The following is an 18859-nucleotide window of genomic DNA, read 5'->3' as shown; positions in this document are numbered from 1 at the left end:
GAGCGACACGCGCGCTGGGCAGTGGCGTGTTGACATCGGGGGGTGCATGCCTAAGGTCTGAGTGCGCGCAGCGGGGCAGGCCGGTCGAACCACGGAAAAGGTCAACAACGCATCGCACAGGGGGAAGCAGTGCCGCGTGTCAAACCCGTCCTGGCACGGGCCCTCCACAGGACTCCCTTACTCCACCTGGACGTCGCCCACCGGGGCCGGGTGCGGCGTCTGGGACTGAAACTCGAGGAACACGGCCCCACCGGATCGGTGAAGGACCGCAGCGCCGTGGGGCTGTTACAGGCGCTGCACGACGAACGACCGCTCACCCCGGGCACGGTGGTGGTGGAATCCACCTCCGGCAATCTCGGCCTGGCCCTGGCCCGGCTGCTGCCGTCCATCGACTGCGTCTTCCTCGCGGTGGTCGACCTCAAGACCCCGCACGCCACCCGCACCATGCTGACCGAACGCGGAGCCCGGGTGATCGTCGTCGATGAACCGGACGGCCAGGGCGGCTACCTGCTGAGCCGGCTGCGCAGGGTGCGCGAGCTGTGCGACCGGAACCCCGGATACCGCTGGCCCAACCAGTACGAGAACTGGGCCTCGCCCGACATCCACCGTCGCACCACCGGACCCGAGATCACCGAGCAGGCGGGACCGGAACTCGGCGCGGTGTACGTGCCGGTGTCCACCGGTGGCACCCTCGCCGGCATCAGCGCACATCTGCGCCGGCACCGGCCCGACGTCGCCGCGGTCGCCGTGGACGTACGCGGTTCGCTGGCCGTCGCAGGCAGCGCCGGACGCCGGCTGCTGCCGGGCATCGGAGCCAGCCGGCCGTCCGCCTTCCTGAAAGGGCCGCACGGCTACGACCGTGCCGTGCACGTCGACGACATCGAGGCGATCGCCGTCTGCCGGATCCTCGCCGAGGACGTGGGGCTCGTACTGGGGGGATCCAGCGGCTGCGCCGTACGCGCGCTGCTGACCGACCTGGAGCGCGGCCGCATGGACGACCGGCTCGCGGTCTGCCTGGCCGCCGACGGCGGCGGCAAATACCGCGACACCCTCTACTGCGACGACTGGGCGACCGAGCAGGGCGTCGTCAAGGAGATCACGGCCGCCGTGGAACAACTGCGCCGCGAAGGCCTCTTCTTCGACCGAAAGCACCAGGAGCACTGACAATGAGCACGAGCACCACCCTCGACCGGCGGCGGACGGGCCCCGACTACCGGCGGTTCCTGCCGCTGGTCCAGGGCGCCACGCTGATCGAGTGGACCGGTACGGGACTGTTCCTCGCCGTCTCGACCATCTACTTCGTCAAGGTCGCTCATCTCAGCACGTCGTCCGTCGGCACCGGCCTGACGATCGGCGGAGCCGTCGCCATCGCCGCCGCCGTGCCCATCGCCCGGTTGGCCGGACGCTTCGGGCCGAAGCCGGTGCTGATCGGTGTGATGCTGCTGCGCGCCCTGGCCACCGTCGGCTATCTGTGGGTGGACGGCTGGTGGAGTTTCCTCCTCGTGGTCGCCGTCATCGCCGTCACCGAGCAGTCCTCGCCCCCACTGGTGCAGTCGTACGTCGGTGCGCGAGCCCCCGAGAGCCTGCGCGCGAAGGTGATGGCCGTGCAGCGCACCGTCGTCAACCTCGGCATCAGTCTGGGCGGGCTGATCGCCGGAGTCACCCTGGGTTCCGGAGCGCCCGGAGCCTTCCGGCCGCTGCTGATCGGTGGCGCACTCGCCTACGTGGTGGTGGCCGTGGTGTACGCAACCGCCCGGGGAGAGGAAGCCGCGACCGCTGTCGAGAGTGCCCGTGTCGCGGATCTGCTCAAGGACCGACGGCTGCTGGGCTTCACCGCCTACAACGCACTGGTGTCGCTCTGGATGCCGGTACTCAACGTGGCCTTCCCGCTGTGGCTCGTCACCGGGACCGACGTACCGGAGCGCTATGTCGGAATCCTGTACGCCGTCAACACCGTGCTGTGCATCGCCCTTCAGTACCCGCTCAACCGCTGCTACAGCACAACGCGCCGGGCGTGGTACTCGTACGCGACCGCGGCACTGCTGCTCAGCTGCGGCACCCTGGCCTTCGCCGCCGCGCCCGGCTTCGGAGCGCGGCAAGCACTGATGGTGCTCGGTGCTGCCGTCGTTCTTCTGACGTTCGCCGAACTGCTCCAGGTCGGCGCATCGTGGACCCTCTCCTTCGATCTGGCACCTGAACGGGCGCGCAGCGCCTACCTGGTGCTGTTCAACACCAGCCGCACCGTCGCCAACCGGGTCGCGGGCCCGGTGCTGATGACCGGCGTCGTCCTCGCCCTCGGCACGGCCGGCTGGATCGCGCTCGCCTGCGTACTGCTGCTCGGCGCGCTCGTCCCCTTCGCGATGCTGCGCGGGCCGCGCGGCACCGGCGACTGAACCACCCCCGGACACTCCCCACCACCACCGACCCTCTCGCCAAGGAGCCCCGCCCGCAATGGACTTCGAGCAATACCCCGACAGCCACTTCCGTTATCTGAACCGTGCGGACGTCATCGAGGCGGCCCGCGACGTGGACATCGTGGCGGCGGTGGCCGAGGCGCTCACGCTGCACTCCGCCGGACAGTCGGTCCTCCCCGAAGAGGCCTACCTCGGCTGGACCACGCCACAGGGCGACTCGGCCCGGCTGCTGGCCATGCCCGGCGCGCTGGTCCAGGACGGCCGGCCGCCGGTCGTCGGCATGAAGACCATCAACGCCTCGATCGGCAACCCGGGACGCGGCATTCCGCGCTCACAGGGCTTCACCCTGCTCCTCGACCCGGAGACCGCCCGCCCCCTCGCACTGATGGAGGCCGCGTACATCAGCGCGATGCGCACCGCGGCGGTGACCGCGCTCGCCGTTCGCCATCTGGCGGTGGAGGAGCCACGACAGCTGGCGCTCCTCGGCTGCGGCGCGCTCGCACAGGCGCATGTGGCGCTGCTGCTGCGCACCGTGCCCACCCTGCGCCGAGTCTCGCTGTACGACGTGGCGCCCGACCGTGCGAAGTCCGTCGCCCGGTACATCGCTTCGCTCCCCGGGGCCGCGGATGTCGAGGCGGTGCTCGCCGACGGTCCGCGCGAGGCTGTGCGGGACGCCGAACTCGTCGTGCCCGTCACGACGGTGACCCGGGGCTACATCGAGCCTGACTGGCTGAGGCCGGGCACGCTCGTGTGTCATGTCTCGCTGGACGACCTCACCGAGGCGGCGGTGCTCTCGGCCGGCACGCTGATCGTCGACGACTGGAGCCTGGTCCGTGACGACCCGCGCCGACTGCTGGGCCGGATGCACCGGGCGGGCACCCTGCTCGGCCCCGACGGCACCCCGAGAGAGGGAGTCACAGCACGGCCCGGCGCCCGCCGCGTCGACGGCACGCTCGGCGATGTGCTCGCCGGCCGGCACCCCGGCCGCCGGGACCGGGACGAGATCGTGATCAGTAACCCGTTCGGTATGTCGATCCTCGACGTCGCCGTCGCCGACCGTATCCACGCCCGCGCCGAAGCCGCCGGTCTGGGCGTCCGGCTCACACTCTGAGGGGGATCCGCATGACGATCGATGAGAACGTCCAGGAGATCAACCGCACCATGTGGTCGTACGGTGAGTACCGGCACGTCGCCGATCTGTTGCGGCCCGGCGCCGTCGAGCTGGTCGACCGGCTCGCCCCGGAGCCGGACACCCGCCATCTCGACGTCGCCACAGGCAACGGCAACGTCGCGCTGCTGTCCGCCCTGCGCGGCTGTGACGTCACCGGGCTGGATCTGACCGACGAGTTCTTCCCCGACGCGCGCGCACGATTCTCAAGTGCCGGTGTCGAGGTGGAGCTGCACCGCGGCGACGCACAGCAACTCCCTTTTGGAGACGTCTCGTTCGACCTCGTGACCTCCACCTATGGGATCCAGTTCGCGCCCGACCATGCCGCGTCATCCGGCGAGATGGCCCGGGTGCTGCGGCCCGGCGGCCGGATCGGCATGTGCAACTGGACGGCACGCAGCTGGACCGCCCACTTCCAGGAGATCCTCTCCGCCTACTTCCCCTCGCCCAACGGCCATCAGGGGCAGCCCATGCTGTGGGGTTCCCCGGACTATCTCGCCGAGCTCTTCGGCCCCGGATTCGCAGTCACGTCCGAACGCCGGGAACTTTTCTACCCGTTCGACACGGCCGAGGATCTCGTCGCCTTCTTCGAGAACTGCTTCGGCCCCTGCATCGCAGCGAAGAACACCATCTCGCCGCCCTCGCGCTGGAAGGAACTGCGAGCGGAGATGGTCGAGATGACCGAGGGCTTCCACACCACCGATGAGCGTGGCACAGGCGTGCCCGTCGAGTATCTGCTCGTCATCGCAGAGAAGAAGGGGGCGCAGTGACCGGCATACCCGAGCACTATCCGACGCTCCCGCTGGCCGAAGGGGCACGGGAGCGGGCCGTCGCCCTGGCGCTGACCCGCAGCGAGCCGTACGAGCTGGGCAACGGAGTGCACACGTACGTCGAGCGGTACGCGGCCACGCACCCTGACCGCACGGCGATCGACGACGGCGAAATATCCATCGGCTACGCCCGGTTGGCAGACCGGATGCATCGTACAGCCGCACGGCTGGCGGCTGCCGGAATCTCGCGGGGGCAGATCGTCGCGGTCGGCGGCCGTCGCGGCAGCGACGTCATCACGGCCTTTCTCGCACTGGAGCTGCTGGGTGCCGTCTATCTGCCGGTGGACGCGGGCTGGCCCGCCGCCCGCGTCGAGTCCCTCCTCACCGACAGCGGCGCCGTGCTCATGCTGACCACGGGCGGAGCGGCGGACAGCGGCGAGTTGGTCAAGGGAGCCCAGGCGGCCGGGGTCCCCACCGCCGTACCGGAACCGGCGGACACTCCGTACATCCGGACTGCACCGCCCGCCCCGGACGAGGTGCGCTATGTCCTCTACACCTCCGGATCGACCGGCCGTCCCAAGGCCGCGATCGTCGAACACCAGGGGATGCTCAACCATCTGTGGGCCAAGGTCGACGACCTGGGGCTGACCGCCGACGACCGGCTGGCGCAGACCGCACCGCTGGGCTTCGACATCTCCGTCTGGCAGATGCTCGCCCCGCTGCTCGTCGGCGGCCGCGTACAGATCTTCGGCGACGAGCAGGCGCAGGACGGCGCACTGCTGCTGGAGGAACTGCGCAGCCACGGAACCACGGTGCTGGAAACCGTACCCACACTGATCCGCTTCCTGCTCGACGCCCACAAGAGCGCAGGGACCGGGACCGGCGCGCTGCGCTGGATGATCGCCACCGGCGAGGAGCTGCCACCCGCCCTGGCCCGGCGGTGGCACAAGACCATGCCGGGCATCGGACTGCTCAACGCCTATGGCCCCACCGAGTGCTCCGACGATGTCACCCATGCCTTACTCGGCTCACAGCCCGCCGGAGTACGCCATCTGCCGATCGGTTCTCCCATCGGAAACGCGGCGCTCTATGTGCTTCGTTCCGAGGAGGGGGAGTGGCACGCCTGTGCACACGGGGAGACCGGCGAGCTGTTCGTCGGAGGACTCGTCGTGGGCCGCGGCTACCTCGGAGACCCGGACACCACCGCTCGCTCCTTCTTCACCGACCCCTTCGGCGACGGCAGCGGGCGCCTCTACCGCACCGGGGACGCCGTACGCGTACTGCCGGACGGCCAGCTGGAATATCTGGGCCGGGTCGACCGGCAGGTGAAGCTGGGCGGCGTACGCATGGAACTCGCCGAGATCGAAGCGGTCCTCGGCGGCCACCCCGCGATCGCCGCCTGCGCCGTCACCGTCCACACCCCCGACGACACCGGCGCCCTGGTGGCCCGCGAGAGCGCCCACATCCCGGTGGCTCAGCCGCCACGGCTCGTCGCATATGTCGCCGCCTCCGGCGACGAGACGGCGGAGGAATCACTCCGCGCCCATCTGGCCGAACGGCTCCCCGCGCCGATGGTGCCGCACACCTTCGTCGTCCTGCCCCACCTCCCGCTCACCCGGAACGGCAAGACGGACTACAAGGCGCTCCCCGCACCACCGCGCCGCAGCCGCCCCCACAGCCGCCCGTACACACCCCCGCGCGGCGATGCGGAGACCGCGATCGCGGCCCTCGTCGCCCAACTCCTCGGCACCGGGCGGGTCGGCCGGGACGACTCGTTCCTGGAGCTGGGCGGCGACTCGCTGCTGGCGATGCGGCTGGTCGCGGCACTGCGCGAGGAGGGATCGCCCGCGGGCCTGCGGGACGTGCTGCGCGACGGCAGCCCCGCCGCACTCGCCGCGCTCGGCCGCCACCGGCAGCCGGCGGCCGGCACCCGTACGGAACATGCCTGGGACGCCCCGCGGACCCGGCCGCTCACCCCGCAGCAGGCCGGTGTCTATTTCCACTGGCGACTCGACCCGTTCAGCCCCTACTACAGCTACCAGGGCTCCCTGGAACTGGACGGGCCACTGGACGTGGCACGGCTGGGGCGGGCCTGGCAGCTGCTGCTTTCCGAGAACCCGCTGCTCCTCGCCCGGTTCGCCGAGACCGACGAGCCGGGCGGGCAGGCAGTGGTGCACCACTATCCGCACTGGGAAGTGCCGCCGCCCGGACAGGCGCGGCACATCACCGCGGACGAGTTCCGCACAGTGGCCGCCGAGGAGGCCGCCAAGCCCTTCGACCTCCTCACCGAACCCGCCATGCGGACCGAGCTGTTCCGACTGCCCGGCGGACAGCACCGGCTGCTGGTCACGATGCATGAGCTGCTCCTCGACGGCTGGGGCGCCACCGTGCTGTTCCAGCGGCTCGCCGAACTGTACGAACAGCAGCCGGCCGGGCCCGACCCCGAGCGCGCCACCCGGTACGACCGCTATCTGGACCACTTGGAGGCGCGCCTTGCCACCGAGGAGGTCGCCGAGGCGGGGAAGTACTGGCTGCGCCGGCTCGCGGGCGATCTCCCGGCACTGCAGATCGCGCAGAAGCAGCGGCCGGCCACGCCCACCTACCGGGGCGAGACCACCGAGGCGGTCCTCGACGAGCGACTGTCCCAGCGGCTGCGCGACGCCGCACTGTCCGCCTCCGCCACCGCATTCGTTCCGCTGCTGGCCGCCTACGCGCTGGCCCTGAGCTACTACGGCGACGCCGACGAGGTGATCGTCGGTGCCCCGATGGCGGGCCGGGAGCGGCCGGAGGCGGCCGAGGTCCCGGCGTTCATGCTCGCCATGCTGCCGCTGCGTCTGCACATCGACCCGGCCGCGACCCTGGCGGAGTTCACCACACAGGTGCGGGAGACGGTGTACGACGCGTACGCCGCAGCCGATCACCCCTTCGGCTGGACACTGCGGCGGCTTCCGGCCGCCTCACGCAGTTCCTCGGCGACGCCGGTCTTCCAGACCATGCTCAACATGCTGCCGTACCCGGCGCGCGCCACCACCGCCTCGGACGTCGGGTTCCGCTTCGTCGAGCTGGACACCGGCTACACCAAGTACGACTGCGCGCTGTACGTCCAGCCGCACGGCCCCGGCCGGCTGCTGTTGCAGTACGCCTACCAGCAGGAGCTGCTCGACGCCCCGGCCGCCCGCAACGTACTGGAATCCACGCTGATCGCGCTGCGGGCCCTGACCGACCCGGAGCGTGCGGAGCACACCACCATCCGTTCCCTCGACCTGCTGCCCGGAGACGATCACCGATGACCACGCCGACCCTGCTGGAACGCTTTGCCGAGCAGGTGGCGGCCCACCCCCGGGCCGTCGCCCTGCGCCACACCGGCACCAGCCTCACCTACCGTGAACTCGACCAGTGGAGCGGCCGGCTGGCCGCCCGGCTCGCCGCCAAAGGAACGGGTCCCGGCTCGCTGGTGGCACTTGCCGCTCAGCGCGGGCCCGCCGCCGTCGCCGGAGTCCTCGCCGTACTGAAGACGGGCGCCGCCTACCTCGGGCTCGATCCCGCGATACCCGTGCGACGACAGCGCCGGATGGTGGAGGAGACAGGACCGCACTGCGTGCTGGCCGAGCCCGGACTCGATCAGTTCCCCACACTGGACGCCCCCCGCGTCACACTCGCCCCCCTCGCCGACGGCCCGCTGCACCAGGCCCCCGGGCAGGAGCCCGACGACGACGCGCTGTTCCACATCGTCTACACCTCGGGGACGACCGGGAACCCCAAGGGCGTACGTATCAGCCGGCGTTCGGTCCGCGGCCGGCTGGAATGGATGTGGCAGGATCACCCGTTCCCCGACGACGCGGTACTGGCCGTCCAGAAATCCGTGGCGCTGGTCGCCTCGCCCTGGGAGCTGCTGGGCGGACTCCTGAAGGGCATTCCGTCCGTCGTGCTCGGCACCGACGAACTGCTCGACCCGGTGCTGTTCGCCGCCGCCGTCGAGCAGGAGCGGATCACGCATCTCTTCCTGACCCCGCAGCTGATCGCCGGGCTGCTGGAGGAGAGCGCCAAATACCCCGACGGGCACCGGCCCGTGCTGGTCACCAGTGGTGCCGACACCCTGCCGGTGGACACGGTCCTGCGCTTCCGCGAGGTCTGGCCCGACGCCACGCTGCTGAACCTGTACGGCATGACGGAGACCGCCTCCAACGTCGCCGCGTACGACACCGCCCGACTGCCCGCGGACGCCGAACGCGTCCCCGTCGGCAGGCCCGTGGCGGGTGCCTCGCTCTCGGTCCGCGACCGGCTCGGCCGACGGCTGCCATCCGGTGTGACAGGCGAGGTGTGGGTCTCCGGGCCTCCGCTCGCCCTCGGCTATCTCGGCGGCGACGGCGAAGACCGCTTCACCACGGACGACGCAGGAGTCCTGCACTACCGGACCGGGGACCGCGGCCGCCAACTCCCGGACGCGGTACTGGAGATCACCGGACGCGCCGACAACCAGATCAAGGTACGCGGCTACCGCGTCGAGCTGGAGGAGATCGAGGCCACGCTGCGCAAGGCACCGGACATCACCGACGCGGGGGCGTACGCGGAGAGCGAGGGCGGCGAAGCACGCATCGTCGCCTGTTTCACCGCCGACGAGGAGAGCGGCCCCGCCGCACTGCGCGGCTATCTGCGCGACCGGCTGCCCGACTACATGCTGCCCGCCCGTATTCAGCAGGTCCCGCGGCTCCCGCTGAGCACCAATGGCAAGCTCGACCGCACCGCCCTGCGCACGCTCGTGGCGGGCATCGGGCAGGAGCAGGCGGCCGGATTCACCCCGACCGACGACACCGAGGCCGCCGTCGCCGCCCTCTGGCAGGAACTGCTCGGCGCCCCACCGGCCTCGGCGGACCAGAACTTCTTCGACGCCGGAGGCCACTCCCTGCTCGCCGTGCGGCTCGCCAACCGGCTGGCCAGGACAGCGGGCCGACGCGTCCCACTGCGCCGCATCCTCGGCGCACCCACCGTCCCCGCGATCGCCGCACTGTGCCGCGAGATCCAGCAGGAGGAACAGGCATGAACGTCCCATGGTTGAGCGTCCAGGGCGAAACCCCACCGGACAGTGCGGTCGGCACCCTCGCCGTCTGCTTCGCACCCACCGGCGCCCACGGTTCGACGTTCGCGAACTGGCGGGGCCGACTGCCCGAGGACACCGCACTCGCGCTGATCACACCGCCGGGCCGCGGCACCCGCGTCGACGAGGAACCCGTCACCGACATGACCGCCTACGCGGATGCCGTGGCGGCCGAGATACGCGCACTGCGGGGAGGGCGGCGACTGGTGCTGATCGGCGTCAGCCTCGGTGCGCTCCTTGCGTACGAGACGTGCTGCCGGTTGCTCGACGCCGGGGTGCCGGTCGCGCGGCTGTGTGCGGTGGCCGGACAGTGCCCCGGTGACTTCCACGGAGACGGTGACGAGGTGACCGTCGAGGACGCCCATGCCTTCGCGACCGGGACCGGACTGACCGACCCGGAGCTGCTGGCGGACCCCGAGTTCGAGGAGGTGCTGCTGCCTCCCGTCATCGCCGATCTGCAGTTGGCCGCGGACTACGACGGCAGCCGAAGTCCCGTACCCCACGTCGAGTTGCGCGCGGTGTGGGCCACCGAGGACCCGCACGTGCCCGAAGTGACTGTGCGCCGCTGGGCCGACTGGACCCGTGACGAGTGCACTCTGCTGTCCGTCGAAGGCGGTCACTACGCCCACCAGGAGAACCCGGCAGCGGTCATCTCCGCCTGCCTGGACGGCCTTCCCGGAACCCGGCCGTCACGTCGTTCCGTGCTCGGCGCGGGAGCGACGGCCGTCGCGGGCACGGTGCTGGGCCTCGGTGCGGTGCCGGCCACGTCACCCAGAGCGTCCGCCGCCGCGCCGACCGCCGCGGGCAGTGTCTCCTTCGAGGGCGATCCCACCGACCCCGTGGGTCTCGCCGTGGCCATGATCCGGCAGAACACCAGCAACCCCGGCGACGGCGCGCTCACCCAGCCGTTCGCCCGGATGCTCCAGGGAATCTTCCGCGCGGCAGGGGTGGGCACCGAGATCGTGCCCACCCCCAAGGAAGGCAACGTCCACTTCTTCGCCCGCGTCCCCGGCAGCGGGCCCGCTCGGAAGAAACCACTGGTCCTGCTCGGCCACTCCGACGTAGTCCCCGCCATCGGTGACAAGTGGACGACGGACCCCTTCGCCGGAGACATCAAGGACGGCAAGCTGTACGGCCGCGGCTCGCTCGACATGAAGGGCGTCAACGCCGCATTCGTCGCCGCTCTGCTGCGCCATGTCCGCGAGGGCGCGGCCTTCGACCGCGACATCGTCTTCTGGTCCGACTGCGACGAGGAACAGGGGCCCTACGGGGTGCGCTGGTTCCTCACGGAACACCCCGGCAAGGTCGAGGCGGGCGCGGTCATCACCGAGGGCGGCTGGGTGCTCAATCAGCGCGACGGCAGGACGCCCATGATCGCCTCGCTCACCTGCAACGACAAGCGCTCCCTGCTGCTGCGCCTGGAGACCTCCTCGTACGCCACCCACACGTCCAAGCCATTCACAGGACAGGCCGTGATCCGGCTGGGGGAGGTGCTTGAGCAACTGGGGGAGTGGCGCGCACACATCCGTCCCAACGCGCTGTCCCGGCAGTACTTCGCCGAACTCGCCGAGGCCACCACCGACCGGTCGCTCGCCGAGGCCCTGCGCGAGATGCTCGATGCGCGTTCGGAACAGCAGCGGGACAGGGCCGGCGAGGCGGTGGTGCGGCTCAGCGAGACCCCTGAGCTGCACAACGCGATGCTGCGCACCACGCTCGCGTTCACCTCCGCGCAGTCCGGCTACTACCCGAGCATCGTGCCGGGCACGGCGACCGCGGAGTTCCGGGCCGCCTTCCTCCCCGGGGCCGACGACCCCGGCCGCATCGTCGCCGAACTGCGCTCGCTGATCGGCAACCGGGCGGCGCTGACGGTGGTCGGCAACACCGGGGAGAGCGAGCAACAGGCCCTGGACCGGCTGCGCGGCTATCTGGCCGTGCCCGACTCCGGCTACGACACGGACGTCTTCCGCGCCTGGCAGACAGCCGTACGCAGGACACACCCCGGAGTACGGGCCACCGCCTGTCAGTTCGAGGCGGTCACCAGCGCGGTGCCGTTCCGGGAACAGAACGTACCCGTCTACGGCATGTACCCGTTCACCGTGAACCGGGACATGCTCAAGCGCATGCACGGCACCGACGAACACATTGGCGTCGAAGCCCTGCGGCAAGGCACCGAAACCGTCTACCAGCTGCTGGCCGGACTGCGCACCGAGGCCTGACCCGACCGCCGTACGGGCGTTCCCGGCCGGGCACGCCCGTACGGTCGTCGGACCCCTGCCGTCATCCCACCCTCACCCAGTCGAGAGTGCGCTCGACCGCTCTCTTCCAATCGGCGTAGCCTTCGGCGCGCTGCTCGTCGCTCCACTGCGGCTCCCAGCGTTTCGACTCCTGCCACTGCTCCCGCAACTCGCCCTGGTCGCGCCAGAAACCGGTGGCGAGACCCGCCGCATACGCGGCGCCCAGCGCGGTGGTCTCGGCGACGACCGGGCGGCTCACCTGTACCCCCAGAACATCCGCCTGGATCTGCATGCACAGGTCGTTGGCCGTGACCCCGCCGTCGACCTTGAGCACATCGAGATGGACACCTGAGTCCTGTTCCATCGCCTCCACCACATCCCGGCTCTGATAGCAGATGGCTTCCAGAGTGGCCCGGGCCAGATGGGCGTTGGTGTTGTAGCGGGCGAGACCGACGATGGCGCCGCGGGCGTCCGAGCGCCAGTAGGGAGCGAAGAGGCCCGAGAACGCCGGCACGAAATACATCCCGCCGTTGTCCTGGACGGTTCTGGCGAGCCGCTCGCTCTCGGCGGCTTCGCTGATGATCTTCATCTGGTCCCGCAGCCACTGCACGGCGGATCCCGTGACCGCGATGGAGCCCTCCAGAGCGTAGACCGCAGGGCTCTTGCCGAACTGGTAGGCAACGGTGGTGAGCAGGCCGTGCTGTGACCGGATCAGCTTCGTGCCGGTGTTGAGTACGAGGAAGTTTCCGGTGCCGTACGTGTTCTTCGCCTGGCCCGGCTCGAAGCACACCTGCCCCACGGTGGCCGCATGCTGGTCGCCGAGCACGCCGGTGATCGGGATCGCGGCCCGCAGGGGCCGGGACGTGCGGGTGCGGCCGTACGACTGGGCGTCGGAGGACGGGTGGATGGCCGGCAGCATCACCCTGGGGATGCCGAAGATGCTCAGCAATTCGTCGTCCCAGTCGAGCGTCTCCAGGTTCATCAGCATCGTCCGGCCGGCATTGGTCACATCGGTGGCGTGGATGCCGCCGTCGGGGCCGCCGGTGAGGTTCCACAACACCCAGCAGTCCGTGTTCCCGAACACCGCATGGCCCTGTTCCGCAGCCTCACGGACCCCCTCGACATGGTCGAGGATCCACTTGATCTTCCCGCCGGAGAAGTAAGTGGCCGGAGGCAGACCCGACTTGCGGCGAATGACCTCGCCATGGCCCTCGTTCTCCAGGGCCTTGGCGATCGAGTCGGTCCGGGTGTCCTGCCACACGATGGCGTTGCAGTACGGACGGCCGGTGCGGGGGTCCCAGACGACGGTGGTCTCGCGCTGGTTCGTGATCCCGATGGCATCGAGATCGGTGGCGCTCAGACCTCCGGTGCGCAGAGCGTTCTGCATCACCGAGTTGGTACGCTCCCAGATCTCCACCGGGTCGTGCTCCACCCAGCCGGGGCGGGGCAGGATCTGTTCGTGCTCCAACTGGTGCTTGGCCACTTCGTTGCCGTCGTGATCGAAGATCATGAAGCGGCTGCTGGTGGTGCCTTGATCCACCGCGCCGATGAAGTCCGCCATGGCGTGCTGCCTCTCCTGAGTCCCCGCTCGATGAAGAACCGGGCGTCACTCCTCCGGTGGTATGGGGATGCTGCCTTCAGGCTCCGCCTCCGCGGTGGGCAGGAAACGGCCGACGAGGGTCTTGTAGAGGAACGCACCGACCAGGCCACCCACGAGTGGGCCCACAATGGGCACCCAGTAGTAGAAGTTCCCGTACTGGTCCCGCCACGCCCCTCCGTAGCCGGTGAGGAAACTCGCGAGCCGGGGCCCGAAGTCACGGGCCGGATTGATCGCGTACCCGGCATTGGTGCCCCACGCCATACCGATGCCCACCACGATGAGGCCCACGATGAACGGTCCGAGATTGGCGCCCGGTGGCGTATTGAGGAGATCAGTGACCGCGAAGATCAGCAGCACAAGAATGGCGGTTCCGATGACCTGGTCCCGCAGCGCCCCCCATTCGTGAACCGGAAGCGCGGGGTTCCCGTTGGCGGGCAGCGTCGAGAAAACGATTTGCGTCTTGAGCGTGTGCCCCGGGTCCGCCCTCGCCAGGGCCTCGGTGTAGTTCCATCGCACCACCAGTGCCCCGACGAACGCTCCTGCGAGTTGCGCGAGTGCGTAGGGAGCCACTTTCCTCCAGGGAAAATCCTTGAAAGCGGCAAGCGAAAGAGTCACGGCGGGATTGAGGTGCGCTCCACTCAGCCTGCCCGCCACATAGACACCCAGAGTGACTCCGAGACCCCATGCCCAGGCGATGCTGTCATGATTCCCGAGGCCCCCCGCCGGGTCCGTGAGCGCTCCGCCGGCCACGACCTGGGCCACCACACCACAGCCGAAGAGGATGAGAATCATCGTGCCGAGGAACTCCGCCGAGAGCTCCCCGACGATTCCCGACATCTTGAGCCGCTCCATGGGGCTCTCGCTTCCTGTCGAGTCACGACGGTTGGCGGCATAGATCCACACATGAGCGTAGACGCAGAGAATTGGTTCCGCATTTGGTGGCCGAAGCCTTGCAGTCGGTGCACGTCTCGCTTGGTGAAGGGGGTCGAACCCGGGCCCGCCGTCTGTCCACGTCGACGTTGTCGAAGAGTTCAGGCATGCTGCTGAGCACCCGTACGCAGGCCGTCACATCGGCGTCGGTCAGTTTCCCGTCCACCTGGCGCAGCAGGGCCTGCTCGCGGGCGAGTGCGGCGGTGATCGCCGCCCTGCCGCCGTCGGTCGACCGGATCAACGAAGACCGCTGGTGAGCCGGGTTCGGGATGATCTCGACCAACTGCCCCGCCGCGGCGTCGGTGACCATGCGCTGCACGAACTGCCGGCTCAGCGCCTGTGCGCGGCCCGTCTGGGGGACCGTCATGGGCCCGTGCTCGCACAGCAGATCCAGGACGGCGCGCACGCCGACGGGCAGTCCCTCGATCCCGTGAGCCCGAGTTCCTCCCGGGCCGCGTGGAGGTCGGCCCCGACGGCTCCGTCCTTGCGCCCGGTCAGCACACACCTCCCGGATCGGCATGTCAGCGTAGTGGTGCAGCAGGATCGGGACGCGGTCGCCGAACGCCCCCACCTCACGGTCGAACAAGGCGACACCTTTGCGCACCAGGTGCCCCCGCTCGCCGAAACTCTGTCCGTACGTATGCAGAGTTTCGCGGGCACGGTAGCCGAGCAAGGTGTCCGGACGGTGCGGTGCGACGGGACGGGGTGCGACAGGACGGGGAAACCCTGCGGGGGTATCCTCGGGCTCGTACCGCAGGAGCCGTACGACCGAGAATTCGAGGCAGCCGTGGATCGCAGGCGGGCGCGCACACCGGGAGTGTCCCGGCTGCTCGTGCTGTGTGCCGTCCTGTGCGGGCTGTTCCTGATGCATGGGGCCCCGGCGAGCGCCGCCGAGGGCTGCCACGGCGCAATGGCCGTGCCCTCGGACGCGGCCATGTCCATGACGACGGGTGCCGGCCACACAGCCCTGACGGATGAGCACGGCACCGCCCACGCGGCCGCCACCATGCCCGGGATGACCGGCGAGTCGTGCGTATCGACCCACGCCCGCGACCGCCTGCTGCCGCTCCTCATGGCGCTGGGCCTCGTGGTTCTGGCCGTATGGGTGCTCGGGAGGCGACGTACGGCGGTGCGCGGACCGGCACGGCGGGGTCCGCCGTTCGCCGGCAGGGATCTACTGCTCCAGGTGTGCATCGCGCGGACGTGACAGGTGTCCGCCGGCTGCCGGCCATCAGGCCGGACCAGCCGGATGATCCTGCCCCTTTCGCGCGCCACCGACGTGGCGCATCCACCCGGAAAGAACGTGTGATGTCCACTTCTCTGTCTTCCCCTGCCCGCCGCCGTGCGCTCGCGACCGCCGGCATCGTCGCCTCACTCGCTCTGACGCTGGCGGCCTGCGGCTCCTTCGAAGAATCCAGGACCGACGGCTCGTCCATGCCCGGCATGGACCATGGCTCCGCCGGCGCCTCCGCGCCTGCCACCCCCGGCAGTGCTTTCAACGACGCGGACGTGAAGTTCGCGCAGCAGATGATCCCGCACCACCAGCAGGCCATCGAGATGGCGGAGCTGGCCGACGGCCGCGCCGCCGACCCCGAGATCAAGGAACTGGCCGGCGCGATCGAGAAGGCCCAGGACCCCGAGATCAACACCATGAAGGGCTGGCTGACGTCCTGGGGCAAGCCGCTGCCCTCGGCCTCGTCCTCGATGGGGGACATGCCCGGCATGGACCACGGCCCGGACGGTTCGGGAATGCCCGGGATGATGTCCGGCAAGGACATGAGCGACCTCGAGGCCGCCAGGGGCAAGGACTTCGACAAGAAGTTCGCCCAGCTCATGATCGGCCACCACGAGGGCGCGGTCACCATGGCCGAGGACGAGCAGAAGAACGGCAGCAACGCCGGCGCGAAGAAGCTCGCCGGCGCCGTGATCACGGCCCAGACTGCCGAGATCGAGAAGATGAACAAGATCATCGCCAGGCTCTGACGCCCGGCAGGGGATGCGGGCCTTCGTCGTGCTGAAGGTCCGCACCACCTTCCCGTAACTCCGAGGGGCCGGACGAGCCCGGCCTCCCGGAGTCACGCGGTCGCTCAGTCCGTATCCGGGGTCGCGAGCAGGTCGCCCACCTCCTCCGCGGTGGTGTCCCGGAGCTCGTCCGCGAGGAGCAGCCAGCGGGTGATGCCGACCGATTCGAGGAACGGCAGGTCGTGGCTGGCGATCAGCAGCGCACCCTCGTAGGACTCAAGTGCACTGGTCAGCTGCCGCACGCTGGCGATGTCGAGATTGTTGGTCGGCTCGTCCAGCATCAGCAGCTGTGGGGCCGGTGCGGCGAGCATCGTCGCCGCGAGCGCGGCACGGAAGCGTTCCCCGCCCGAGAGGGTGCCCGCCGGCTGTTCCGCGCGTTTCCCCTGGAACAGGAAGCGCGCGAGCTGGGAGCGGATGTGGTTGTCGGTGACCCCGGGAGCCATGCGGGCGACGTTCGCCGCGACGCTCAGCTCCTCGTCCAGCACATCCAGCCGCTGGGGAAGGAACCGCAGCGGTACGAACGTCCTGGCCTCGCCGGACAGCGGAGCCAGCTCGCCGGTGAGGGTGCGCAGCAGTGTCGTCTTGCCGGCGCCGTTGCGTCCGACGAGCGCGATCCGTTCGGGTCCGTGCACATGGAGGTTGCCCTCGTGCAGCCGGCCGAACCGGGGACGCAGTTCGTGCAGGCTCAGCACGGTGCGTCCGGTGGGAACGGCGGTGTGGGGAAGGCTCACCCGGATCTCGGCGTCGCTGCGAATCGCGTCCGCGGCCTCTTCGCGGCGCTCGCGCGCCTCACTCAGCCGGTCCTCCTGGAGGCCGCGAAGCTTGCCCGCCGACTCCTGGGCGGACCGCTTCCGCGCGCCGGCGAGGATCTTCGGGAGCCGCCGCTCGGCCTCGATCTTCCTGCCGTGCCGCTGGCGGCGCGCCAGCTTCACATGGGTCTCCTCCAGCTCGCGCTTCTGCCGGCGTACGTCGGCCTCGGCGGCCCGCAACATCCGCCCGGCGGCTTCCTGTTCGGTGGCCAGGGCTTCTTCGTAGGCGGACCAGCCGCCTCCGTACCAGTTCACGGATCCGGAGCGCAGTTCGGCGATGCGGTCCACGCGCTCCAGCAGTTCGAGGTCGTGGCTCACCACGACGAGGACACCGGAGCGCCAGGAGTCGACGGCCTCGTAGAGCCTGCGGCGGGCGAACACATCGAGGTTGTTGGTCGGTTCGTCCAGGAGGAGAACGTCGGGACGCTCCAGCAGCAGTGCGGCCAGCCGCAGCAGAACGGTCTCCCCGCCGGACATCCGGCCCACGGTGCGGTCCAGTTCGACATCGCCGAGTCCGAGTGACCCCAGTGTCGCGAGGGCTCGTTCCTCGACGTCCCAGTCGTCGCCGATCGTCTCGAAGTGTTTCTCGTCCACATCCCCGGCTTCGATGGCGCGCAGCGCATTGCGTCGTCCGGCGATGCCCAGGGCCTCGTCCACACGCAGCGTCGTGTCGAGGGTGATGTTCTGAGGGAGGTGGGCGAGGCTGCCACCGACGGTCACCGAGCCCTGGGACGGGCGCAGTTGGCCGGCCAGCAGTCGCAGCAGTGTCGACTTGCCCGCGCCGTTGGTCCCGACGAGACCGGTGCGGCCGCGGCCGATGCTGAGGGAGAGCTCGTCGAAGACGGTCGTGCCGTCCGGCCACTGGAAGGACAGGGCGGAGCAGGTGAGAGAGGCGCTGGGGGCGGTGGGTGTTGCCATGGTGATCCTCGCAGTCGCAAGCGCGGTGAATGGGGGCTTCGTATGCGAGCACCACGCAGCGACCGAACCGAGAGGGAGGTGCGGCGGCCCGAAAGATCGAGGGACGGCTCATGCACCGAGGTCGCATCCACGCGGGGTCACGGGCAGGACTGAACACTGCCACTGCGTGACGGGCGTACGGCTGAAGCCGTACGGCGCGATGATCGCGAACCTCAGATGCGCAACGTCCACCTCTATCGGAGACAACAGAGCCGTTGGACACGATAACGACCCGTTGGACGAAAGGCAAAGCCTTGATCTCGTGCGGGGGAGTGTGACGAGCGGCCTGCGGGCCGCTTCGCCGGGAGGCCGGAGGGCATGGAGCCCTGGCGGGTGCGATCGGCCCGAGAAGTATCCGGATCGCATGCAAATGTTCCAGTATGGGCGATTTGCTTAGAAGTGATCTCTTGGTTCGCAAAGGGGCATTTGGGGAGAGTTGCGACCCTTGAGTACTGCCTGAATTGTCCCTTTTGGAAAACCTGTGGCGTGAGTCACGTCAAGAGTTCGGGACGCCGTTGCGTGCTGCCCGGTTCCCTTCTGTGGCGGGAAATTTTGCTTCGCGGTGTGAGGTGGATTACTGCCAATTCCACGATTCGATCTTGTAAATGAATTGTGATCCAAAAATAGGAGCTTGTTCCTTTCGATGTTTCTCGCCTACGGTCACCGTCAATCCGGACGGAACGCCGAATCCTGCCGCCGTCCGACAATCCGACCACTCATGTATGGCAGGAACGGGGGACCCAGGTAAGCCGCCGATCCGGTATCCGGAACGGCTCGGGGTGAAGCCGCATTCGCGTGCGGCCAGACATCTCCAGTCTGAACCCGACAGCTCACCTCGTAGGCGACGGAGAGGAATTCGC

The 18859-nt window shown here is 69.5% G+C and carries 11 protein-coding genes, 3 pseudogenes and 1 riboswitch; of the genes and pseudogenes, 9 read left to right on the top strand and 5 right to left on the bottom strand.

Going from position 1 to position 18859, the window contains the following annotated elements:
- The first annotated feature begins 129 nt into the window (after positions 1 to 129).
- From ACFVYE_RS13510 to ACFVYE_RS13480, 7 genes are read left to right on the top strand one after another with little or no spacing between them, the layout of a single operon-like run.
- Positions 130 to 1164: a pyridoxal-phosphate dependent enzyme gene (locus ACFVYE_RS13510; protein WP_383964040.1), complete on the top strand. Its 1035-nt coding sequence runs from the start codon at positions 130 to 132 to the stop codon at positions 1162 to 1164.
- 2 nt (positions 1165 to 1166) lie between these two features.
- Positions 1167 to 2393, top strand: coding sequence for an MFS transporter (locus ACFVYE_RS13505; RefSeq protein WP_383964038.1), 1227 nt, complete (start codon positions 1167 to 1169; stop codon positions 2391 to 2393).
- A 58-nt stretch (positions 2394 to 2451) separates the two neighbouring features.
- The gene (locus ACFVYE_RS13500) at positions 2452 to 3525 is read left to right on the top strand and encodes an ornithine cyclodeaminase family protein (RefSeq protein WP_383964036.1); all 1074 of its coding nucleotides are present in this window, start codon (positions 2452 to 2454) and stop codon (positions 3523 to 3525) included.
- An 11-nt stretch (positions 3526 to 3536) separates the two neighbouring features.
- Complete coding sequence (locus ACFVYE_RS13495) at positions 3537 to 4352, top strand: class I SAM-dependent methyltransferase (protein WP_383964032.1); 816 nt, start codon at positions 3537 to 3539, stop codon at positions 4350 to 4352.
- Entirely contained in the window at positions 4349 to 7642 is a 3294-nt protein-coding gene (locus tag ACFVYE_RS13490) for an amino acid adenylation domain-containing protein (protein ID WP_383964029.1), read from the top strand. Before ACFVYE_RS13495 ends, ACFVYE_RS13490 begins: the two co-directional genes overlap by 4 nt.
- Entirely contained in the window at positions 7639 to 9393 is a 1755-nt protein-coding gene (locus ACFVYE_RS13485) for a non-ribosomal peptide synthetase (RefSeq protein ID WP_383964026.1), read from the top strand. Before ACFVYE_RS13490 ends, ACFVYE_RS13485 begins: the two co-directional genes overlap by 4 nt.
- Positions 9390 to 11663: a M20/M25/M40 family metallo-hydrolase gene (locus ACFVYE_RS13480; protein WP_383964023.1), complete on the top strand. Its 2274-nt coding sequence runs from the start codon at positions 9390 to 9392 to the stop codon at positions 11661 to 11663. The genes ACFVYE_RS13485 and ACFVYE_RS13480 overlap by 4 nt, the downstream gene beginning before the upstream one ends.
- A 61-nt stretch (positions 11664 to 11724) precedes the next feature.
- Here ACFVYE_RS13480 and glpK read toward each other — a convergent pair whose 3' ends face one another.
- From glpK to ACFVYE_RS13465, 3 genes and pseudogenes are all read right to left on the bottom strand, one after another.
- Positions 11725 to 13242 carry a glycerol kinase GlpK gene (gene glpK, locus ACFVYE_RS13475; protein WP_383964020.1) on the bottom strand — a complete coding sequence of 506 codons (1518 nt, stop codon included), beginning with the start codon at positions 13240 to 13242 and terminating at the stop codon, positions 11725 to 11727.
- Between the two features lie 45 nt (positions 13243 to 13287).
- Positions 13288 to 14133: an MIP/aquaporin family protein gene (locus tag ACFVYE_RS13470; protein WP_383964017.1), complete on the bottom strand. Its 846-nt coding sequence runs from the start codon at positions 14131 to 14133 to the stop codon at positions 13288 to 13290.
- A gap of 154 nt (positions 14134 to 14287) precedes the next feature.
- A pseudogene (locus ACFVYE_RS13465) lies at positions 14288 to 14725 on the bottom strand (MarR family winged helix-turn-helix transcriptional regulator); the annotation flags it as partial.
- 15 nt (positions 14726 to 14740) lie between these two features.
- Here ACFVYE_RS13465 and ACFVYE_RS13460 point away from each other — a divergent pair.
- Positions 14741 to 15418, top strand: coding sequence for a hypothetical protein (locus ACFVYE_RS13460; RefSeq protein ID WP_389605665.1), 678 nt, complete (start codon positions 14741 to 14743; stop codon positions 15416 to 15418).
- 101 nt (positions 15419 to 15519) lie between these two features.
- Entirely contained in the window at positions 15520 to 16194 is a 675-nt protein-coding gene (locus ACFVYE_RS13455; protein WP_383964014.1) for a DUF305 domain-containing protein, read from the top strand.
- Between the two features lie 289 nt (positions 16195 to 16483).
- Here ACFVYE_RS13455 and ACFVYE_RS13450 read toward each other — a convergent pair.
- Both ACFVYE_RS13450 and ACFVYE_RS13445 read right to left on the bottom strand, forming a co-directional pair.
- Positions 16484 to 17225, bottom strand: a pseudogene (locus tag ACFVYE_RS13450) (ATP-binding cassette domain-containing protein); the annotation flags it as partial.
- Positions 17226 to 17345: 120 nt separating this feature from the next.
- Positions 17346 to 17960 (bottom strand): annotated as a pseudogene (locus tag ACFVYE_RS13445) (ATP-binding cassette domain-containing protein); the annotation flags it as partial.
- Positions 17961 to 18670: 710 nt separating this feature from the next.
- A riboswitch (cyclic di-AMP (ydaO/yuaA leader) is annotated at positions 18671 to 18856 on the top strand.
- The last annotated feature ends 3 nt before the right edge of the window (positions 18857 to 18859 follow it).

It is taken from the genome of Streptomyces sp. NPDC058239, from assembly GCF_042882185.1.
Classification (GTDB): Bacteria; Actinomycetota; Actinomycetes; order Streptomycetales; family Streptomycetaceae; genus Streptomyces.
This window is presented reverse-complemented; position numbering and strand designations above follow the sequence as displayed.